Origin of the sequence: Corynebacterium sp. HMSC073B01 (assembly GCF_001838255.1) — a bacterium.
Taxonomy (GTDB): Bacteria; Actinomycetota; Actinomycetes; order Mycobacteriales; family Mycobacteriaceae; genus Corynebacterium; species Corynebacterium jeikeium_D.
In genome coordinates, this window is record NZ_KV836173.1 from 1 (window position 1) to 20,506 (window position 20,506).

The 20,506-nt window shown below is 60.9% G+C and carries 14 protein-coding genes and 2 tRNA genes; 12 read left to right on the forward strand and 4 right to left on the reverse strand.

The genetic code is table 11. The features are described from left to right. Nucleotides 1-536: 536 nt before the first annotated feature. The 3 genes from HMPREF2849_RS07390 to HMPREF2849_RS07400 all read left to right on the forward strand — a co-directional run bounded on the left by HMPREF2849_RS07390 (nt 537) and on the right by HMPREF2849_RS07400 (nt 5,824). Entirely contained in the window at nt 537-4,184 is a 3,648-nt protein-coding gene (locus HMPREF2849_RS07390) for a phosphoribosylformylglycinamidine synthase (protein WP_070862824.1), read from the forward strand. Between the two features lie 232 nt (nt 4,185-4,416). Beyond that, nucleotides 4,417-4,489: transfer RNA gene (locus HMPREF2849_RS07395), tRNA-Arg, on the forward strand. A 345-nt stretch (nt 4,490-4,834) separates the two neighbouring features. Beyond that, entirely contained in the window at nt 4,835-5,824 is a 990-nt protein-coding gene (locus tag HMPREF2849_RS07400) for an LLM class flavin-dependent oxidoreductase (RefSeq protein WP_049190204.1), read from the forward strand. 49 nt (nt 5,825-5,873) lie between these two features. On the opposite strand, the gene HMPREF2849_RS07405 is transcribed toward HMPREF2849_RS07400, so the two are convergent. Beyond that, nucleotides 5,874-6,722 carry a CoA transferase gene (locus HMPREF2849_RS07405; RefSeq protein ID WP_070862825.1) on the reverse strand — a complete coding sequence of 283 codons (849 nt, stop codon included), beginning with the start codon at nt 6,720-6,722 and terminating at the stop codon, nt 5,874-5,876. Nucleotides 6,723-6,731: 9 nt separating this feature from the next. Beyond that, nucleotides 6,732-7,757 (reverse strand): prephenate dehydrogenase, encoded by a 1,026-nt coding sequence (locus HMPREF2849_RS07410; RefSeq protein WP_070862827.1) that lies wholly within the window; start codon nt 7,755-7,757, stop codon nt 6,732-6,734. Between the two features lie 38 nt (nt 7,758-7,795). Between HMPREF2849_RS07410 and HMPREF2849_RS07415 the strand changes: the two genes are divergently transcribed. The 3 genes from HMPREF2849_RS07415 to HMPREF2849_RS07425 all read left to right on the forward strand — a co-directional run bounded on the left by HMPREF2849_RS07415 (nt 7,796) and on the right by HMPREF2849_RS07425 (nt 9,197). Beyond that, on the forward strand, nt 7,796-8,353 hold the full coding sequence (locus tag HMPREF2849_RS07415; RefSeq protein WP_005510946.1) for a tRNA adenosine deaminase-associated protein: 558 nt from the start codon (nt 7,796-7,798) through the stop codon (nt 8,351-8,353). Then, nucleotides 8,295-8,873 (forward strand): tRNA adenosine(34) deaminase TadA, encoded by a 579-nt coding sequence (gene tadA, locus HMPREF2849_RS07420; RefSeq protein ID WP_083310504.1) that lies wholly within the window; start codon nt 8,295-8,297, stop codon nt 8,871-8,873. Before HMPREF2849_RS07415 ends, tadA begins: the two co-directional genes overlap by 59 nt. A 135-nt stretch (nt 8,874-9,008) precedes the next feature. Next, nucleotides 9,009-9,197 carry a CsbD family protein gene (locus HMPREF2849_RS07425; protein ID WP_005510930.1) on the forward strand — a complete coding sequence of 63 codons (189 nt, stop codon included), beginning with the start codon at nt 9,009-9,011 and terminating at the stop codon, nt 9,195-9,197. Between the two features lie 108 nt (nt 9,198-9,305). On the opposite strand, the gene HMPREF2849_RS07430 is transcribed toward HMPREF2849_RS07425, so the two are convergent. Then, a complete protein-coding gene (locus HMPREF2849_RS07430) occupies nt 9,306-10,286 on the reverse strand; it encodes a diaminopimelate dehydrogenase (protein ID WP_070603636.1) in 981 nt (326 codons plus the stop codon). A 234-nt stretch (nt 10,287-10,520) separates the two neighbouring features. Here HMPREF2849_RS07430 and HMPREF2849_RS07435 point away from each other — a divergent pair. The 5 genes from HMPREF2849_RS07435 to HMPREF2849_RS07455 all read left to right on the forward strand — a co-directional run bounded on the left by HMPREF2849_RS07435 (nt 10,521) and on the right by HMPREF2849_RS07455 (nt 17,462). Beyond that, nucleotides 10,521-10,611, forward strand: a tRNA-Ser gene (locus HMPREF2849_RS07435). Between the two features lie 426 nt (nt 10,612-11,037). Continuing rightward, a complete protein-coding gene (locus HMPREF2849_RS07440; RefSeq protein WP_070862828.1) occupies nt 11,038-14,076 on the forward strand; it encodes an MMPL family transporter in 3,039 nt (1,012 codons plus the stop codon). A gap of 61 nt (nt 14,077-14,137) precedes the next feature. Continuing rightward, a complete protein-coding gene (gene tgt / locus HMPREF2849_RS07445; RefSeq protein WP_070862829.1) occupies nt 14,138-15,439 on the forward strand; it encodes a tRNA guanosine(34) transglycosylase Tgt in 1,302 nt (433 codons plus the stop codon). A gap of 276 nt (nt 15,440-15,715) precedes the next feature. Further along, on the forward strand, nt 15,716-16,669 hold the full coding sequence (locus tag HMPREF2849_RS07450; RefSeq protein ID WP_070862832.1) for an ABC transporter ATP-binding protein: 954 nt from the start codon (nt 15,716-15,718) through the stop codon (nt 16,667-16,669). Nucleotides 16,670-16,682: 13 nt separating this feature from the next. Further along, a complete protein-coding gene (locus HMPREF2849_RS07455; RefSeq protein WP_049172602.1) occupies nt 16,683-17,462 on the forward strand; it encodes an ABc transport system integral membrane protein in 780 nt (259 codons plus the stop codon). A gap of 59 nt (nt 17,463-17,521) precedes the next feature. On the opposite strand, the gene HMPREF2849_RS07460 is transcribed toward HMPREF2849_RS07455, so the two are convergent. Beyond that, entirely contained in the window at nt 17,522-18,298 is a 777-nt protein-coding gene (locus HMPREF2849_RS07460) for a queuosine precursor transporter (RefSeq protein WP_070862830.1), read from the reverse strand. A 1,182-nt stretch (nt 18,299-19,480) separates the two neighbouring features. Here HMPREF2849_RS07460 and gluQRS point away from each other — a divergent pair. Beyond that, a complete protein-coding gene (gene gluQRS / locus HMPREF2849_RS07465) occupies nt 19,481-20,419 on the forward strand; it encodes a tRNA glutamyl-Q(34) synthetase GluQRS (protein WP_246822134.1) in 939 nt (312 codons plus the stop codon). Nucleotides 20,420-20,506 lie beyond the last annotated feature (87 nt).

A 20,506-nucleotide genomic window follows, 5' to 3' on the forward strand; every position in this document is an offset into this window, starting at 1 on the left:
AAAATCAGACACACTTTTTGTCACTTAACCCCATTGCGGGGCGGGGCAGCGCGGTCCTTCACTTGTGGCCAGGGTTCGGTCACTTATCGATGGTTTCTCGTGGCCTGTCGATGGTTTTGCGCCACTTATGCGCGCGCTGTGGGTGCTACGTGTGCACTTGTCGATGCGTTGTTCACTTGTGGCCAGGCTATAGCGAATCGATGGGTGAACTATGCATCGATAAGACAACGAACCAGCTCCCTTGCTTCAACAACGCGCAGCAACAGGTAGCAAAGCGCAGCAACAGGCACCAACCCGGACCTGCCGACCGACTCGCCACCTCCTTGAGCAGCCACGGCCGTACCTCCAACACCCCCGCGCAGCCTTTGCCCGGCTGAATCCGATTAGCCTGGCCTTGTACTTGGTCAATCGGGGCCTCCGCCCCGCGACGCTTCCGCCCCGCGCCGCCTCGCGCACCGGGGGACATTTTCCTATCCTGAACAGTTGCAATAGACTTAGACCCCGGTTGCCCTCCCCGTATTTCGATAGGAGCCTTGATGGACGCCCGTCTAGCCGTTCGCCGTAAGCCCGAGTTCCGCAATGAGGAAGCTACGCTGCTGTCCTCGATCGGCCAGGACGGCGAGGTGGCAATCTACTATCTCTACGATGCTTTCGATGCGACGGAGGAGGATCTTGTCGCGCTGCGTGAGTCGGTAGTTGCTGATTCGCGTGTCGACGAGCTGGTCGAGCTCCCGGCCCCCGCCGAGCTGGGGAACTACCTTGCTGTCGAGCCGCTTCCTGGCCAGTACGACCAGCGTGCCGATGCCGCCGAGCAGGCCCTGCGCCTGCTCCGCCCGGAAACGCAGGCGCAGATCACCTCGGCAACGCTGTATGTTTTCGATGCTCCGGTGAATGACGCCGTGCGCTCCTTCCTCATCAACCCGGTCGAATCGGGGGAGAAGAACCTGAGCGTCCTGCGCCGTCCGAGCATGGGCGAGATCGAGCCGCTGAAGGAGTACCCGGGCTTCACCGAGCTGGATGACGAAGGCCTGGCCGAGCTGCTCGCAGCCGACGGCATGGCCATGTCGCTGGCCGACCTGAAGACCATCCAGGATTACTTCCGCTCCGAGGGCCGCACTCCGACCGAGGTAGAGCTGTCCGCGCTGGATACCTACTGGTCGGACCACTGCCGCCACACCACCTTCAACACCGAGCTGACCTCCATCGAGAACAACGAGCCGCGCTTTGCCGCGCAGTTGGATCGCGCGCTGCGTCGCTACGACGAGCTGCGTGAGCTCAACGGTCGCACGCACAAGCCACGCTCCTTGATGGACATGGGCACCATCATGGGCCGCGAACTGCGTCGCACGGGTGTCATGGATGACCAGGAAGTCTCCGAAGAAATCAACGCCTGCTCCGTCTACGTCGACGTCGAGGGCGATGACCGCAAGTGGCTCCTCATGTTCAAGAACGAGACCCACAACCACCCGACCGAGATCGAGCCATTCGGTGGTGCCTCGACCTGTCTCGGTGGCGCAATCCGCGACCCGCTGTCGGGTCGCTCGTGGGTCTACCAGGCCATGCGTCTGTCCGGCGCAGGTGACATCAACACTCCGCGCGAGCAGACCCTCGAGGGCAAGCTGCCGCAGCGCGATATTTCCTCCCGCGCCGCAGCCGGCTACTCCTCCTACGGCAACCAGATCGGTCTGGCCACCACTGGTGTGCGTGAGCTGGTCCACCCGGGATACGTCGCTAAGCGAATGGAACTCGGTGCCGTCGTCGCCGCTGCCCCGGCAGACAACGTCAAGCGCCTCGAACCTGCGCCGGGCGATGTGGTGATTATGCTCGGTGGCCGCACCGGCCGTGACGGCGTCGGCGGTGCGACCGGCTCGTCGAAGGCTCACGATGAGGACTCGCTGGGCCGCTCCGGTGCCGAGGTGCAGAAGGGTAACCCGGTCAACGAGCGCAAGATTCAGCGCCTGTTCCGCCGCGAGGATGTCGCTACCAAGATTGTCCGCTGTAATGACTTCGGCGCTGGTGGCGTGTCCGTTGCGGTCGGTGAGCTGGCTGACTCCATCGACATTCACCTCGAGCGCGTGCCGCTGAAGTACGCCGGTCTGAATGCCCGCGAAATCGCGATTTCCGAGTCTCAGGAGCGCATGGCGCTGGTCGTGCGCCCGGAGGACGCCGACTTCATCATCGCCGCCGCTGCCGAAGAGAACATCGAGGCCGTCGCGCTGGCAGACATCACCGACACCGGTCGGCTGCGCATGTTCATGGGCGGCGAGGTCGTCTTCGACCTCTCCCGTGAGTTCATCGACACCAACGGCGCCGACCGCGCCCAGAACGTCGAGATGGTTGCTGCGGAGGGCGGCGTCGTAAAGCAGGCACCGGCGAGCGTGCTGGAGTCGCTGCGTGCGGCGACGGCGGGCTCCCAGGAGGGCATGATCGAGCAGTTCGACTCGACCGTCGGCCGCTCCACCGTGCTCATGCCGTACGGTGGCGCGACGCAGAAGACCGACGAGCAGGCGTCGATCCAGACGCTGCCGGTCGATGGCGGCACGAGCACCGCGTCCATCATGACCTGGGGTTACTCGCCATCGCTTGCCGACGAGTCCCCGTACCTCATGGGTTCCTACTCCGTCGTGGAGGCACTAGCTAAGCTCGCAGCGGCCGGTGGCAATCCGCGCGGTGCCTGGCTGAGTGTGCAGGAGTACTTCCAGCGCCTGGACCAGGATCCGCAGCGGTGGGGCGAGGTTGCGCAGGCTCTGCTCGGCCTGCTCGAGGCTCAGGACGGCTTCCAGGTTGCGGCCATTGGCGGTAAGGACTCCATGTCCGGCACCTACGGCGAGGACCTGCACGTGCCGGCGACCCTGGTGACCTTCGCAGTTGCCGCGATGGACGAGACCGACGCCGTATCCGCTGCAATCCCGGCCGGAAACTTCGACCTCTACCTGTTTGCGCACAAGCCGCTCGAGTCCGGGGAACCGAACTACGAGCAGCTCAACGAACTATTTGCTACCTCGCGGGAGCTGCGTCCGGCTGCGGCCTCGGCTGTTACTAACGCGGATCTGGCTGCGACCCTGGTCAACATGGCTGTGGGCAATGGCGTGGGCTTGGAGGCATCCCTTCCGGAGGCTCCGCTGGGTTCCATTGTGGTGGCTGTTCCGGCTGGTCAGGATGTTGAGGGTGCTGTTGAGGGTGCTGTGAAGATCGGTGCCACCGACGAGTCGGGCACGCTGCGCTTCGGTGAGGAGTCCTTCACTGTCGCCGAGGCTCTGGAGGCAATGGAGTCCGGTTACCGTGAGGTCTTCCCGCTCAATGACTACGAGGGCGAGGCCCTGCCGGAGTTCGCTAACCAGGTCAGCGAGACCAAGACTGACCTGCAGAGCCCGGGCAAGAAGGATGTCCACGTGTTGCTGCCGGTCTTCCCGGGTACCAACTCCGAGTACGACATGGCCGAGGCATTCGTCGCTGCTGGCGCTACCTACGAGTTCCACGTAATCCGCAACCTGACCCCGGCAATGCTGGCGGAGGACACGAAGGCGTTCATCGAGAAGCTTCAGGACTCCGACATCCTGGCATTCTCCGGTGGCTTCTCCCTGGGTGATGAGCCGGACGGGTCCGCCAAGTTCATCGCCGCGTTCCTGCGTTCCGACGATGTCGCAGCCGCCGTCAAGGAGTTCGTGGCTGACAACGGTCTTGTGCTCGGTATTTGTAACGGTTTCCAGGCGCTGGTCAAGTCCGGCTTCCTGCCGTACGGCGACCCTGCGCAGCTCCGCGAGGACTCGCCGACCCTGGCCCACAACCGCCAGCTGCGTCACGTTTCCCGCATCGCTACTACTCGCGTCGCGACCGTGAATTCCCCGTGGCTGCGTGGTTTCGAGCCAGGCCAGACCCACCTCATGCCGGTTTCTCACGGTGAGGGCCGTTTCGTGGTTTCCGAGGACGAGGCCCGCCGCCTGTTCGAGGCCGGCCAGGTCGCTTTCCAGTACGTCGATGCCGACGGCGTGCCGACGATGACAGCGCCAGCCAACCCGAACGGTTCTTCCTACGCCATTGAGGGCATTGTCAGTGCTGACGGCAGGATTCTGGGCAAGATGGGTCACCCTGAGCGTTTCCGCGAGGGCTTGATGCGCAACATTCCGGGTATTGGTGAGCAGGACATCTTTGGCAACGCTGTCCGCTGGGTCCGCGGCGAGTAGTTCCTCGGTTTCTCCGTTACCTCGGTCAGGGTTACCTCGGTCGGTCCTGTTCGGATAGGCCGGGGTAACCGCTACGAAACCTGTTGTTAACGTGCAACGAATATGTACTTGAATAAGCGCCCAAAAAGGTTGCTTGAACAGCGGATTTTGTAAAACTTCGCAGGATGAGTAAAGTATCTATTCGTTGCAGGGGCCAAGGGATTCACCCGGAGTCACTGAATAACAACAAAATGCGCCCGTAGCTCAACGGATAGAGCATCTGACTACGGATCAGAAGGTTAGGGGTTCGAATCCCTTCGGGCGCACAACGCAGACCCGCACCGGTAAGGTGCGGGTCTTTTTGTCTGCCCGACTTATCGATGGTTTTCCGGCACTTATGCGCGCGGTATTGGCTCTGCCTGCGCTCATATCGATGAGCTATTCACTTGTGGCCAGGCTATACCTCATCGATATGTGAATACCTCATCGACAAGTGAATACCGCCCACGATCCACCCACGAGCCACCCATGAGCCCGTCCACCCGCAAGCCGCCCACGATCCACCCACGAGCCACCCGCACCCGAATCCCCAAAACCCCAAACCCCAGCGCCTCAATATTCGAAGCATCTCAAACTCGCAATATCCGACTAACGGTCTAGACTGTGGAACCATGATTCGTACTGAGTCCATTCTTGACCTCGCTACCGTAGCCTCGGGGCAGTCCCACGCCGACGCCCTACAGGGCTCCATCGATTTGGCGCAGACAGCGGAAAAGGCTGGTTATCAGCGTATTTGGTACGCAGAGCACCACAATATGAACTCCATCGCGTCCTCGTCGCCGGCAGTTCTTATCGCAGCCGTGGCTGCAAAAACCGAGAGCATCACCCTCGGCTCCGGCGGCGTCATGCTGCCGAATCATGCACCGCTGACGGTCGCGGAACAGTTCGGCACGCTCGCGAATCTGTACCCGGATCGCATCGAGCTGGGGCTTGGTCGTGCCCCGGGCACGGACCAGGCCACTATGCGCGCCCTGCGGCGTGACCCGCGTTCGTCCGATTCCTTCCCGCAGGATGTGCAGGAGCTGCGCGGTTACCTCTCCGACGAGTCGCTGATCAAGGGCATCAACGCGATTCCGGGCCGCGGCACCCATGTGCCGCTGTACATCCTGGGCTCTTCGCTCTTTGGTGCCCAGCTCGCAGCGGCGCTCGGCTTGCCGTACGCATTTGCTTCGCACTTCGCTCCGGACGCGCTTCGCGATGCCATCGCGGTCTACCGCGAGCAGTTCCAGCCTTCTGAGCAGCTGGATAAGCCGTACGCTTTTGCGGCCATGAATGTGATTGCGTCGGAAAGCGAAGAGGACGCGCAGCAGCAGTACTTCGCTACCCGCAGGAACATGGTCGGGCGGTTCCTGAGTCGCGGTGGGCATCACCTCACTGACGATGAGGCGGAGGTTCTGATGGATACTCCGCAGGGGCGCCAGGTGCAGAATATGTTCCGTCACACGGCAGTCGGCACGGTGGCGCAGGTGCGTGAGCAGATTGCGCAGTTCGGTGAGTACTCGACGGCGGATGAGCTGATTGTGGCTCATCAATCGCTGAAGGTTCCTGACCGGCTGCGTTCGGTGGAGCTCACCGCAGAGGCCGCGGGGTTGACCGCGTAAGGCTCCAGGCCCAAGAGTACGTCGAGGCACGCGGCCTTAAGTCGCCCTCTTACTCCACCGCAGCCAGTGGCAGCGCCTTTTCGCTGGCAAGCTGCATGATTTCGGCGTTGGTGCGCTCGCGGAGGAAATCCGCAAGTTCCTCGCGGTTGCTCGCGCCAGTGGCCTCGGTCAGGGCGGCGGCAAAGTGCGGCTCCAGCGCTGCCACGGCCACGTAGCCGTCGGCGCTGGGGTAGAGGCCGTACGTCCACAGGCCGCCACCGAGTAGTCCGCCGGGCGCCGTCATGCCGTACTTCAGCGGCGCGGCACCGGCCTCACCCGCCTGCTTCAGGCCAATGCGGCAGTGCAGTCCAGGCTGCTTTACGACGTCTGCACCCGCACCCGCCCGCTTAATCAACCCGGCAAGGGCAGCGGTGACCGCAAAGTGTGCGCCCAGAATGTCGCCTAACAGCACCGGCGGCATGGCCGGAGGCGTGAGGGTTCCGGCCTCCGCCTGATAGGTCAGGTCATGGCCAGGTGTTTCTGGAGCTTCGGTGTCACCGACAATGTCGATATGCACCGGCCCATTCGGGCGCTCATGGAGACCCGCCAGCCCCATGCGTTCCAGCGCGGAGGGGCGAAAGGAGGTGATGACCACATCGGCCTCATCGATCAGCGAGCTCAGCTGTGCGCGACCCTCATTGCTCTTCAGATCCGCCTGGATAATCTCGTGACCTGCGGACATAGCTTCATACCAGGGGCGGCCGAAGGAACCGAGCGGGTCGCCTGTGGGTGGTTCGACCTTAATCACCCGGGCGCCTAGCTGGCCCAAGTGCTGAGCGGCCAGTGGTCCCGGAACGTTAATGGCGAAGTTGACGACAGTGATGCCGGCGAGGCTGGTGTGCAGCTCGGGGGAAAACATAGTTCCACACTAGAACACATCTACCTGGCCGCCGACGCTTTCGGCCAACTTCAACTGGTTGATCCAATCGCCCTCGCCGACGCGCAGTCGGAAAATCGGGCGGTGAGCGGGGCGGGCCTCGTAGCGGACACGGGCAATCTGACCGGTTTTGGCCAGGTCCATAGCGGTTCCCTCGGTGGCCAACTGGGTGCGCGCGGCGGTGAGGCGCTCGATGACGTCGTCAAGCGCGGCGAGCACGGGGTCGGTGTTGTTCTCGCACCAGGACATGACCATGTCGGGAGCAGCGGCGGCGACGCGGGTGCAGTCGCGGAAAGAGCCGGCCGCCAGCGAAATGGCCAGAGGACCACCGGCTTCACCGGCGGCGGCAATTGCGTAGGCTGCTAGGTGTGGCATGTGGGAGATGCGGGCGACGCTGGCATCGTGGTGATCGCTTAGCGCTGGAATGAGCTGACTGCCAAGAGCTGCTCCCAAGTTGGCGACCTGCGAAAAGACCTCAATCCAGCGCTCCGGGGCGGGCTCGCCCGCAACGTCGGCAGCGGCTGCCAGGTCGTAGGTGATGACCCAGGGGGCGCCGTCGAAAAGCCCTTCGAGTGTGGCGGACCAGCCCGCCTGCGCGGACCCCGCCATTGGGTGCGCGCCGACGAAGCGTTCCTCCATCCCGCGAGCGGAGACCTCGGCGGCGACGGCCGCCTTCACGGAGACCACATCCGTAATGCTACAGCTGGGGGCGTGCTCATTGATGGCGTCGAGCATCGTGCCGACGACTGTCATGGGGGTGCCGATCACGATGAGCGCGCGGCTAGCCTCAGCACGTTCGAGCGTGGCTTGAAGATCTGTACTGGCGTCGAATCCCTCCTTCGTGGCTTCCTCGACCGTTGCGGACGAGCGATTCCAACCGAAGCATTCGACATTATGAGCCCGCAGATCGCGCATCATGGAGCCACCGATGAGGCCCAAACCGAGGATGCATACCGCGGGTAGTTGTGCAGCTGACAGGGAGGACGAAGCAGGGGAGGGGGACTCGAAATTGCTCACCTGACAAGCATGACATACAGCGACTAGCGTTGTGGGTTATGAGCACGACCTTTTCCGGAGGGTACACCTCCGATGACGACCGCTCCTTCGCGGTTGCCGTAACTATGGGGGAGCGCGGTTGGCGCGTCGTCGACCTCGGGGACGACGCCACCGATTCGCTCGCTGACGCCGCACAGGCGCTGCGCAATCTGCGTTCGGAACGCGCTGCTGTCGGAATGCTCAATATCGACGACGACTACTTCATTCTCGTGCGCCAGGGAGTTGGGTCGCTGCGCGTAGTGCTTTCCGACGCTACCGCTGCCGTGACCGATGACATTGCGGCAGATGTGTTCGACGAGCTGGATCTGGATATCCCCGACCTCGACGAGGACGAGCTCGACGATGTCGATGCCTGGGCTGAGGGGGACATGGATATCCTCGCTGACCTGGGCTGTTCGGAGGAAGCCCTGGAGTCCATCTGTGACGATCAGTCGCTGTGGGCGTCCGAGCAGCTTCTGGCCATCGCTGAGGAGTTGGGGTGTGCCGAGGAGCTAGCCGATGTCGCCGACCTGGATTACGACGGCGACGATGACGACTACGACCCCTATGACGACTAACCCTGACAAAGGTCACCTGACCGAGCGGCCAAGCGCGCTACCCCGTCGAAAACAGGACATTCTCGACGAAGAGTGGATGCGCCTGGCTATTGCCGAAGCTGCTCACACGGCACCCGGGGATGTGCCGGTGGGAGCTGTGGTCGTGGATGCCGAGGGCAAGGTTGTGGGCCGGGGTTCAAACCGTCGGGAAGCTGATGGTGACCCGCTTGCCCACGCCGAAGTTATTGCGTTGCGCGAGGCCACCCGCGTCGTTGGTGACGGCTGGCGGCTGGAGCAGTGCACGTTGGTCGTGACGCTGGAGCCGTGCGTGATGTGCGCCGGCGCGTGCGTCATGGGGCGCGTGGGGCGCGTGGTCTTCGGCGCGTGGTCGCCCAAGACCGGCGCGTGCGGCTCTATCGCCGATGTCATCCGCGATCCCGCCCACGCATTCACGCCGCAGGTGCGCGGGGGTGTGCTTGCCGACGAATGCTCCGTTTACCTGCGGGAATTCTTTGAACGGCAACGGCAGTTGGAAGCGTGAGCGGGGTCACAGTTAGGTCACAATTCCCGTCGTGGCCGTGACGGGCCTTCATTTTCACGTACCGTCGGAACTATTGGAGCTGCTAGACGGTGGCTCTAGAGAATAGATAAGTCGTTTACATAGGAGGCTTACATAATGAGCGAGCTGCAGAACAAGGCCGACGAGCTGGGCGGCAAGGTTAAGGAAGCTGCTGGCGACGCCGTTGGCAACGACGACCTGGCAAACCAGGGCAAGGGCGAGCAGGCTGCTTCGAAGGTCAAGCAGGGTGCTGAGGACCTGAAGGACAAGGCCACTGAGACCCTGGGCAAGCTGACTGACAAGTAAAGCGCTTAGTTCTCGGGTAGAGATAACCCCAACCGTCTCCGCGTCTGATATGCGGAGGTGGTTGGGGTTCTTTGTGTTTCGATGGCCGGCTGCCAGCGTGGGGGCTGGTTACAGCTTCTGGGCCACCAGGTCATCCAGTGGTTCGGCGGACAGTAGGTACGGGGCGATCTCGAAGACGGTACGGGCACCGGTCTCGCCGGCCTGCTTCAGGCGGTAGGCAGCGCGACCGTAGGCAACCTGGACAGCTGCGGTGAAGTCGGGGTTGCGCTCCAGGTCGAGGCCGAACTCGATGACGTGACCGGAGGTACCGGCCTGGCCGCGGGTAATGACCTGGCCACCGTGCGGCATGCCCTGGTGGTCGCGGTCGAACTCCTCCTCGGAGATGAAGTCCACGATGGTCTCGTAAGGGGCAAAGTAATCCGGCATGGTCACGATGGTTTCGCGGATCTGCTCCTTGAGCTTGGCGTCCTCGTCGGCGTTGCCGGTCTCTTCAGCGACGACGAAGCAGTGGCGCAGGTGGCATTCGTTGCCCTTCAGGTCTGCGCCCTCGCCCTTCTTCACGGCCTCGATAGCTTCCGGGTTCGGCTTGGTGTACTGGACACCCTTCTTCACTCCCGGCACACGACGCACGGCATCGGAGTGGCCCTGCGACAGACCCGGTCCCCAGAAGGTCATCTGGTCTGCGCCCGGCAGGATAGCAGCGCCCAGGACGCGGTTCAGGGAGAACAGGCCCGGATCCCAGCCGGTCGAGATCATGGCGATGTTGTCACCTTCGCGGGCGGCGGCGTCCATGGCCGCACGGTGCTTCGGAATCTCGTGGTGGTTGTCGTAGGTGTCGACCGTCGTAAAGTTCTTTGCCAGCTCAGGAGCCTGCTCCGGGACATCGGTGGCCGAGCCGAGGCACACGAACAGTACGTCTACCTCATCCTTGTACTTTTCGACATCCGCCGCCGGGAGTACGCGGGCCTCAGTGTCCAGCGAATCGCGACGGGAGAAAACGCCGACGAGTTCCATGTCCGGCTGGTCAGCGATGACCTTTTCGACGCTGCGGCCCAAATTGCCGTAGCCGATGATGGCGGAACGAATCATGAGGGAGAACCCTTTCTGTGTGGCTGTACTTCTGTGTTTAAGTTTCTAGATTTCAAGCTACAGACTATTCCTTCATATCTCAGCGGGCGTTGGCCACCCCGAATAGCGCGGTGGAGGGTTGACGGGGCTTGGGGTGGCGCAGGGTGTAGTGCAGCGCGTACGGCTTGGCGGAGGCCTAGGCGCTCTGACCTGGGGATTTGGTAGATAAAGGGGCTACCTGTAACGTTTTCTAGCGGTGACGTGTCCGAGCGGCCGAAGGTGAAGCACTCGAAATGCTTTGTGCGGTAACCCCGTACCGAGGGTTCAAATCCCTCCGTCACCGCCAATAAAACCCCCGGTGGTTCCTTTAAGTAGGAGCCCCGGGGGTTTTGCATTTAATCGGCCCTGATTGCCTGGGTGTGGTGGAGGTGTGGGAGGTGTCCGTCGTAAAGCGGCAAATGGTGAGGCGTCCGACCTGGAGCACCTAAATCACAAAATTAACATCAGTAGCACACACCCCATTGTTCACGTTTATCCGGGAAGTCCGCTACTCTTAGCAAAAGTATTTCCGGTTTTTATGTCGTGCCCGCCCCCAATGACCGTGTCAGCGCCAGAGTTGATGTTGGCCAATCCGGGGTGGTCGCTAGCATCGGAGTAGCGAAGAGGCTTCAAACTGCAGGTGAAGTCCGAGAGAGTGCTTTGTTAGCGCGAACTTGGGGAAGCTGCAGTTGGGGGCGGTCCAGGCGAATATTAGACGTAAGGGAAACTTGACATGGCAAAGGCCTTGTTCAAACTCGGCAGGTTCTCCTACCTGCATAAATGGACTGTGATCATCGCGTGGTTCCTGATTTTGGCGGGGCTGGGCGGTGCAGTTGCCGCATTCCAGAAGGGGTTCATCGACCAGTTCTCGATTCCCGGCATGCCGTCGGCAACGGCTTCGCACGTGATTGAGGAAAAGTTCCCCGATGTTCCGAACCCAATTCGAGAGCAGCGTATTTATGTCGCCTTCGAGGCTCCTGAGGGGCAGAGGCTCGATGACCCACAGAATAAAGAAGCTGTTGACCAGGTCATTAACGGCATCCGCGACAATGTCGGCCAAATCGCCGACGATTTGCAGCTTCACAACCCGGTAGACCTCAATCCGAAGATGCAGGCGATGGTCAAGGAACAGGGCATGGCCGCCGGCCTGCCCAAGGATGTTGCCGAGGCCGATGCCAATGCCATGCGTACCGTGTCCGATGACGGTCGCTACGGTATTTCCACCTTCGTTTTCGATGCCAAGATGCCGCAGGACATCGAGCCGGAGAATATGCAGGCGCTTCTCGACGCGATGCAGGCCGGTCGTGACGCAGGTATCAAGGTCGAGGCCTCTGGTCCGGGCATGCAGCCCGCGATTGAGGTGGCTCCGACCTCGGAGATTATCGGTGTGACCGTGGCGTTTATCGTGCTGGTTGTCACCTTCGGCTCTCTGGTGGCTTCGTTCCTGCCTATTGTGACGGCGGTAGTGGGCATCATCATCGGTGTCTTCGGTGTGACATTGATGACCGCATTCACTGACGTCAACTCGATTACCCCGGTGCTTGCCGTCATGTTCGGCCTGGCTGTCGGTATTGACTACGCACTGTTCATCCTCTCTCGCTACAGGGCAGAAAGAGCCCGAGGGATGACCAACGAAGATGCCATCGGTATGGCTACCGGTACGGCTGGCTCCGCTGTGGTTTTCGCAGGTCTTACTGTGATTGTCGCGTTGGCGGCGCTGACGGTTGCCAAGGTGCCGTTCATGTCCCTGATGGGTATTTCGGCTGCAATCACGGTGGCCTTCACAGTGCTGGTTTCTCTGACCCTGCTGCCGGCAGTTATGTCTCTGCTGGGCGACAAGGTCTTCGCTGGCCGCGTGCCCGGTGTTGCTGGCAATCCCTCGCGTAATGCGCGCAAGGGACGCCGCTCTTCCTTCTTCGGCGAGATGACGATGGGGCGTCGTTGGGTCACCTTCGTGCACAAGGCCCCAGGGTTGTTCCTGGTCGGCTGTATCGTCTTGCTGTTGGCGTTGGCCTACCCGGCTATGCACTTGAAGCTGGCGCTGCCGTCGGACTCTACTGCGGCGAAGGACAGCACGAACCGCAAGGCCATCACCATGATTGAAGAGGGCTTCGGCGCGGGACGTAATTCGCAGCTCATCATTATTGCCAAGTCGGATGATGTGAAGCCCGATGCGCCGGTGCTCAAACCGCTTATCGAGTCCCTGAAGCAGACCAACCCGGAACTCTCTGACATCGAGGCCGCCCGCAAGGCTTCCTATAGCTACGCTGTCGACCAGTTCAAGTCCAACGTCGGTGTCGAGCACATCCAGATGATTGGCATGAATCATGACGGCACTGCGGTCAAGATGATTATGACCCCGAAGTCGGGTCCGCTCGATCCTGCGACCAAGCAGTTGATGAACGCGGTGCGCGATCAGCAGAAGCAGATTGAGCAAACCACCGGCCTATTCACCGGTGTCACTGGCCTGGTTCCTATCGAAATTGACATCACCGACCGTCTCCAAGGCGCAATGCCGCTCTACTTGGGCGTTGTCGTGGGTCTGGCAGTGATCCTGCTGCTGATGATTTTCCGTTCCCTGATGGTGCCGGTGACTGCCGGTGTGGGTTTCTTGCTCTCTGTCGCAGCCGCATTCGGTGTCACGGTGGCATTTTTCCAGGATGGCCTCTGGGGTGTGATTAGCACTCCGGGTCCGCTGGTCAGCTTTGTGCCAATCTTCCTCATTGGTGTGACGTTCGGTTTGGCCATGGACTATCAGGTCTTCCTGGTTTCCCGCATGCGCGAGCATTACACCCACAACAAGGGTGAATCCTCGCCAGAATCGAAGTACAACGCGGTCGAAGAATCGGTCGTTGAAGGCTTTACTCTTGGCGCTCGTGTGGTCACGGCCGCTGCGATTATTATGATCTCCGTCTTCGCGGCGTTCGCCGGGCAACCCCTGGCGATCATCAAGGTATTCGGTTTCGCGCTGGGTGCCGCAGTGCTTTTCGACGCCTTCGTTATCCGCATGACCTTCATCCCGGCAGCCATGTTCCTGCTTGGCCGCGCTACTTGGTACATGCCGAAGTGGCTGGACAAGGTGTTGCCTTCTGTGGATGTCGAAGGCTCTGCCCTGGAAGAGGTTTCCGAGGAACTGGTGGAGAAGGGCCGCCGCGAGCGTATGGCTCGCGGTGAGTCCCTGTTGCCCGAAAACGAAGGTGCTGGGCGTGGCTTTGGCGACGTTGACGCTGACGAGGACGAAGCAGACAGTGCTGCTGGTGAAGTCGGTGCTGGTGCAGCCGCTGCGGCGGGCGCGGCGGGCGCGGCGGGCGCAGCAGGTGGTACCGCTGTGGCGGTTGCGACCAAGAAGCGTAACCGCTGGATTCCGAAGCGGAAGAAGGCAAAGCTGGAAGAGCTTGAGCCCGCTGACCAGGCGGAGCAGGCCGAACAGCCGGAGCGCTCTGACCAGGCTGAGCGAGCCGAACCGTCCGCCCCGACGGCACCAGCTGAGCCGGAGCAGGCCGAACAGCCGGAGAAGCCGACACAGCCGGAGCCGACAGAACAGCTCATGCAGTCCGCGCCAGCTGAACCAACTGACGCCCAGCCGAACCCGGAAAATGCTAAGGACATCGAGGTCCGCCCGTACTTCAGCCCGGCTCGTAAGCGGAAGAAGATTACGGTTGCGGAACTGATGAAGCGCGAAGGACTCGAAGAGGAAGCGCCACGTCGTAGCCGCGCCGTGTGGGACCCGGAAAACGCTGCCCAACCCGAGGAAAATGACAGCGCTGAGTAACTCGCGAATAGCACCCAGGTAACCTCAAGGCATTAGCACTGGACCACAACCAAGGAGCTTCATGTCGCAGTCGAGGACGACGGGCTTTGACGTCGTAAAGCAAATCGAAGGCGCGCGCGGACGTGCTGGCACCATCCACACCCCGCATGGCGATATTGCTACGCCGGCGTTCATTCCGGTCGGCACGAAAGCGACCGTGAAGACGCTCACGCCCGAGCAGGTGCGATCCACCGGCGCGCAGGCGATGCTGTCGAACGCGTACCACCTGTACCTGCAGCCCGGCGAGGAAATCGTCGACCAGGCCGGCGGGTTGGCAAAGTTCTCCAACTGGAACGGCCCGACATACACCGACTCCGGCGGATTCCAGGTGCTCAGCCTCGGCGCAGGCTTTAAAAAGACCCTCGCGATGGACGTCACCGGCATGCAGAAAGACGACATCGTCGCCGAGGGCAAAGAGCGCAACGCGTTCGTCGACGAGGACGGCGTGACTTTCCGCTCGCACATCGACGGCTCCGAGCACCGCTTCACGCCGGAGGTGTCCATGCGTATTCAGCACGCGCTGGGCGCCGACATCATGATGGCGTTCGACGAGCTCACCACGCTCATGAACACCCGCGGCTACCAGGAGGCATCCGTCGAGCGCACGCACCGCTGGGCGCGTCGTTGCCTTCAGGCTCACAACGAGCTGACAGTTTCGCGCGGTCAGGTTGACGCGCACGTCCATTCGCTTGACGACGGCCAGTTGCCCATCCAGCAGTTATTCGGTGTCGTGCAGGGTGCGCAGTACGAAGACCTGCGCCGCAAGGCCGCCCGCGGGCTGGTGGAGCTCTCCCGCGAGTTCGAGGATGCCGGCCAGCTCGGCTTCCACGGCTATGGCATTGGTGGGGCGATTGAGAAGCAGAACCTGGGCCTGATCTGCGGTTGGGTCAACGACGAGCTTCCCGACGACCGCGCCCGCCACCTGCTGGGGATTTCCGAGCCGGACGATATTTTCGCCGCTGTCGAGGCCGGTGCCGACACCTTTGACTGCGTCGCTCCGACGAGGCTTGCCCGACGTGGTGGTGTGTACACGCTCGATGGTCGGATGACCTTGACGAATGCCCGCTTCAAGAACGACTTCCGCCCCGTGGATGCGGAGGTGCCCTCCTACACTTCGCTGAATTATTCCCGGGCCTACCTGCATCATCTGTTGAAGGCCAAGGAGTACCTGGCTGGCACGCTGTGCACGATTCACAACCTGTTTTTCATGGTGCAGCTGGTGGAGAACATTCGCGCTGCGATCCTGGAGGACCGGTTCTTCGAGTATCGCGATGAGTTCATGGGCCGCTACTACGCCAACGGTGGCCGTGCGGTGGGGAATTAGGAGTCGGCTGGGGGCTGGGGTGTGCTGGGGAGTGCTTGGGTCGGTTGGGCTGTGGCTGGGCTGGGGCTAGGCTTCTGCCTTTTCGCACTTCACGACAGCCATGTCACCTCGTGCCATCTGTGGAGGTGGCATGAGGTGACACCAGTGGCGTGAAGTGGCAGGGAACACCCGAATCAGTCCAGTGGCGTGAAGTGGCGGCTGGGCGGGCCCGGGGGAAGCCCAAAACTAGACCTAGCTCTACTGCGCGAGGCAGTCTCAACCGGCATCATGGAGGACATGATCACGGTTGAACGACTCAGCAAGAAGTACGGTTCGAAATTAGCCGTCGATGACCTGTCCTTCACCGTTCCCGACGGTGTAGTGACAGGTTTTCTCGGCCCAAATGGCTCCGGCAAGTCCACCACCATGCGCTGCATGCTGGGCCTCGATACCCCGACCACGGGCCAGGCCTTGTTCACCGGGACGGATTCCCAGGGCAACACCTACAGCAACCAGCCCTTTTCCACGCTGAAGAATAAGCCCAGCATCGCCGGTGCAATTCTGGATGCCGGTTGGCACAACAAGGCTCGTTCGGGCCGCGCTCATCTGCGGGCCCTCGCCCGCGGCGCCGGCATCCCCGACACCCGCGTGGAAGAGTGCCTTGAGCAGGTCGGCATGACCGAGGCGGCGAAGGACAAGGTCGGCGGCTACTCGCTGGGCATGAAGCAGCGTCTGGGAGTGGCAGCGGCTCTGCTCGGCAAGCCGCAGCATCTGATTTTGGATGAGCCGGTCAACGGCCTGGACCCCGAAGGCGTCTCGTGGATGCGCCACACCATCAAGGCGCTGGCCGCTCAGGGCTGTGCAGTTCTCGTGTCGTCGCACCTCCTTTCCGAGATGCAGCTCACCGCCGACCGCATCGTCGTCATCGGCCGCGGTCGCATGATCGGCGAGTACAGCATGGATGAATTCCTTTCCGACGGCACGGTCATCGAAGTTGAAGTCGATGACCCCGCTCGGCTGCTGCAGGCGTTAGGGCCGGTCGCGCGTGGGGTTGACGTCGATAAGCAATTGCGCATTCAGCTTTACGACGGCATCAGCGAGCAGCAACTCCGCCGCGACATTGCGGCTGCTGCCTTGCGTGAGGGGCTATTGGTGACGCGGTTGCACACGAAGCGCGACAACCTGGAGGAGAAGTTCCTGGCTGCGACCCAGGAATCGCAGGAGTACCGCGCGCAGGCGATTGGGCAGTAGGGGAGTGACTGAGATGAGTTTTGGAAACGCTTTGCGGTCGGAGTGGACGAAGCTAGCCAGCCTGCGTGGCACGTGGGTATATGTGGTGTTGTTGGTGGGCTCGATAGCTGGGCCGATGGCGGCTTTCAGCATGGCGGCGGATGCTGGTGCGACCGCTGATTGGGAATTGCTGCTGTTGGGGACCGTGATCTTCAACATGATCGTGATTGCCTTTGGTGGCTCCACCCTGGCGGGTGAGTACAACGATCAGATGAATGCGCATGCGTTCTTGACGCAGGACCGAAGGAGCCTGTGGCTTTCGGCACGGATGACGCTGACCCTTGTGCTGATTGCTGTCTGTTGGGTCATTGGTGTGGCGCTTGCTTGGCTATCGGTGACGGTTTCCCCGCGCGTGGAGTTCAAGGGCGGCGACGCTGCCACGGACATGCTCGCCGGAGTGCTTGGCTTTGTAGTGTTTGGACTAATCGCGATGTCGCTGGGAGTGTTGACGCGCTCGCGCGTGGCCGCTGTCGCCATTCCGCTGGTGTGGATCCTGGTGGTGGAAAGCATGCTGGAGTTCGCGGCGCTCGCGTATGCAATTTTCCGGCCACTGTGGCTGGTCACGCCGGGTGCACGCATTCAGCAGTTGTCAACGCAGCTGGGCGGTCTGATGGCAAACCCGGAGAATCCACGCCTCGGGTTTGAGGCTGGGATGACGCAGCCGATGTGGTTCAACATCGTGGTGCTGGTGGCCTGGATCGTTGTGGCGGTTGGCGTTGCTCATTGGGCCAATGCCAAACGGGATGTGAAGTAAAACAGAAAAGTGCCGCGACTACTCGCTTCTCAGGCGAGGTCGCGGCACTTTTTTCGTCGTTAAGCGGGAACGTGCGTGTCGTAGTAGCCTTCGCGGCGCTTGACCCACGCGATGACGGCGTAGGTGACTGGCATGACTACAATCTCGACGGCGGTCTTCCAGATGAAACCGACGATGACGTAGTTGACGAAGGTGCCCCAGGTATCGATGCCGATCGCGGTGGCGGCGATGGAGCAGAAGATGAGCGTATCGACGAACTCGCCAACCACAGTCGAGCCCATCAGGCGCGCCCAGAGAGCCTTTTCGCCAGTGCGCTTCTTAATGGCGTTGAGCGACCAGGCGTTGAGCAGCTGACCGACGACATAACCGGCCAGACCTGCGAGAACAAGCTGCGGGACGGTGCCCAGCACAGTGGCGAATGCTTCCTGATTCTCGTACCACGGTGCCGCCGGGAGCTTGATGGCGGCAAAGAAGCAGAGCATTGCGCCGGCGAGGATGGCGAAACCGGTCCACACGGTGCGGCGGGTGGCTTTGTAGCCGTAGCACTCGGAAAGCACGTCGCCGATGACGTAGCTCAAGGGGAAGAGGAAGAAGGCCCCGTCGGTGGCCAGGCCGAAGATTTCCACGCCCTTGGTGGCGGTGATGTTGGAGACAATTAGAACGCCAATGAAAATGGCCGTGAACATCGGGTACAGCGATTTCGGTACCGGGATGTGGCGTGGCGTGGTTGCTGTGGATTCGGACTTAGTTGCGTTCTCGGGCGCGTGCGAGGTGCTCACAGCGGCAGTCTCGGCGTTGCCCGGCCCAGACTTGGGCAGGTTTTCGTTATTTGTCACGGGAGGGAATGTTACCTGCCGCTTAGGGCTCCAAGCGAGCGCCGATGAAGTCTTCGAGGTTGAATTTTTCTAGCGAGAGCCGAAATCTCCGGGGGCCAGTCTCTCTGTGAGCCGCTAGGATTTCTTCTCGTAACTAATATTTTTCATACGAATGCTGCAAATAAATAGTGCAATGCAGCTAACGATGAGAGACACTAGAGAAATTTCAGAATAGAGCAATGCCCTGTCGGCCTTTGCAGTGACAGCGGTTGTGCTCATGTGAGTAGTTTGCTGAGCAAGCTGTCCCAGCGTATACATGCCATTTGCGATACCTAGTATGCAAAGAATGCTTACCGCTATTCCTGCAGCGGAAATGAACTGTAGTGATTTTATCTGTAGATGTGGTGACATTGCTCACCTCGGAAAGATCCACTTACGAAAAGGCGGGCGCACATCATTCCAGGTTGGATATCAAAGTTTTTGAGTGGCGCATGCCCCACCATTCCGAATTGACAACCGTTATGTATGCCAGTCGATCTAGTAGATACAATTCGGCCGAAATTATCGCGATTTTGGAAGTCGAAACGATAATTGCAAATATTCGCAGGTGCGCTGTATGTGGCAGTTTCTTCGTTAATGTGAGTGCGCTGGCCATCAATGCGGTGGAAGATTTGTCCGCCGGGAACTGGGATGTTTACCCCTCCAAATTGGTAGTGGAATGCTGGAATCCATGCATATCCTGAAGCACTTCTCACGGCGGAAGTAGCTGTCGATGTTTTGGGAACATAATCATATGATGCAGGGTTGTTGCTCTGTGCGCTGCCTCCAAAGACGGTTGTTCCCTGGTCGAGTAATGTGTCAGCGCTATGTGGGCTTGCGGAGGCTGTTCCTGGATGCATTGCGCAAAGAGATGTGACGGTAGCGCTTACAGCTAGGATTAATGATGTGAATTTACGACGGGTTATGTGTCCCTTTTTAGTCATTATTGAGTGTCCTCAAATATGTTTGATAGGCCGACATGGGAAAACTATAACAAAATAATTAATGTCCTATGGGGATTAATGACGTTATTTTGGTAACCGTCTAATCTGGGGGTAGCCGATAGTCAATATGTAAGATTGTATGAACTTTAATTGGATGAAGGGATTGTCGCATTTCTTCTAGTCGGCTCGCTAATCTGTAATGGTGGCCAATTTAAAGCAAGTGATAACCATCAACTGTTCAACGCTCCTACCTCCCACCGGCCGCTACGCCCCTTCGCCGACCGGTCGGCTGCACCTGGGAAACCTGCGCACCGCAGTTCTCGCCTGGGCGCACGCCCGCGCGCAGGGTGGCCGCTTCATCGTGCGTATCGAAGATATCGACCGCCAGCGCTCCCGCCCCGAGTATGAGGTGCAGCAGCTCGCCGATCTCGAGGCCATCGGCATCGACTGGGATGGCGCCCCGGTCCGCCAGTCAGAACGCTCTGACCTGTATGAATCCGCGCTCGCCGACCTCACGCAACGCGGCCTGACCTATCCCTGCTTCTGCACGCGCCGCGAAATCCTCGCCGCCTCCTCCGCGCCGCATGGCGTGCCAGGTCAGTATCCCGGCACGTGCCGTTCGCTTGACGACGAGCACCTCGCCGCGAAGAAAGCCGAATTTGCGGCGGCGGGGAGAAGACCGTCGATACGCCTGAAATCGCAGGTGACTGAGGGGACCGCGACCGATGAACTGTATGGCGAGATTACCGCCCCGATCGATGACTTTGTCCTCCAGCGTGCCGATGGCATGTGGGCCTACAACCTCGCAGTCGTCGTCGACGATGCCGAGCAGGGGGTGACCGAGGTCGTGCGTGGCGATGACCTGATGTCCTCCGCCCCGCGTCAGGCGTACTTGGCTGGTCTTTTGAGGTACGCGACGCCTTCCTTCGTGCACGTGCCTCTGGTGGTGAACTCTGAAGGGCGGCGGTTGTCCAAGCGCGATGGCGACGTGACTCTCGGTGAGGTGCCCGCGGATGCAGCGCAGCGGTGGATTTTGGATTCGCTCGGTGGCGGTGATGGCATCGATGGTGGCGGGAGCGCAGAGCTTGACTCCATCGCTGACCTCCCTGAAGCCCTGCGTGCGGGTCTGGAAATTCCTCGCGGACAGGTGATTTTCTAGGGCCCGCCGAGAACTACGGCTAGTGCATACGTTAGGGGCAAGAGTGCGAATGCAACTAGGGCGTGTCTCCTAATTGTGGGCCTGTGC

Bases quoted from the DNA above. Each gene is read 5' to 3' on its own strand.
- HMPREF2849_RS07425 (WP_005510930.1), top strand. From the start codon at position 9,009: ATGAGCGAGCTGCAGAACAAGGCCGACGAGCTGGGCGGCAAGGTTAAG.
- HMPREF2849_RS07400 (WP_049190204.1), top strand. From the start codon at position 4,835: ATGATTCGTACTGAGTCCATTCTTGACCTCGCTACCGTAGCCTCGGGG.
- HMPREF2849_RS07450 (WP_070862832.1), top strand. From the start codon at position 15,716: ATGATCACGGTTGAACGACTCAGCAAGAAGTACGGTTCGAAATTAGCC.
- tadA (WP_083310504.1), top strand. From the start codon at position 8,295: ATGTCGCCGACCTGGATTACGACGGCGACGATGACGACTACGACCCCT.
- tgt (WP_070862829.1), top strand. From the start codon at position 14,138: ATGTCGCAGTCGAGGACGACGGGCTTTGACGTCGTAAAGCAAATCGAA.
- HMPREF2849_RS07430 (WP_070603636.1), bottom strand. From the start codon at position 10,286: ATGATTCGTTCCGCCATCATCGGCTACGGCAATTTGGGCCGCAGCGTC.
- HMPREF2849_RS07415 (WP_005510946.1), top strand. From the start codon at position 7,796: ATGAGCACGACCTTTTCCGGAGGGTACACCTCCGATGACGACCGCTCC.
- HMPREF2849_RS07390 (WP_070862824.1), top strand. From the start codon at position 537: ATGGACGCCCGTCTAGCCGTTCGCCGTAAGCCCGAGTTCCGCAATGAG.
- HMPREF2849_RS07405 (WP_070862825.1), bottom strand. From the start codon at position 6,722: ATGTTTTCCCCCGAGCTGCACACCAGCCTCGCCGGCATCACTGTCGTC.
- HMPREF2849_RS07440 (WP_070862828.1), top strand. From the start codon at position 11,038: ATGGCAAAGGCCTTGTTCAAACTCGGCAGGTTCTCCTACCTGCATAAA.
- HMPREF2849_RS07455 (WP_049172602.1), top strand. From the start codon at position 16,683: ATGAGTTTTGGAAACGCTTTGCGGTCGGAGTGGACGAAGCTAGCCAGC.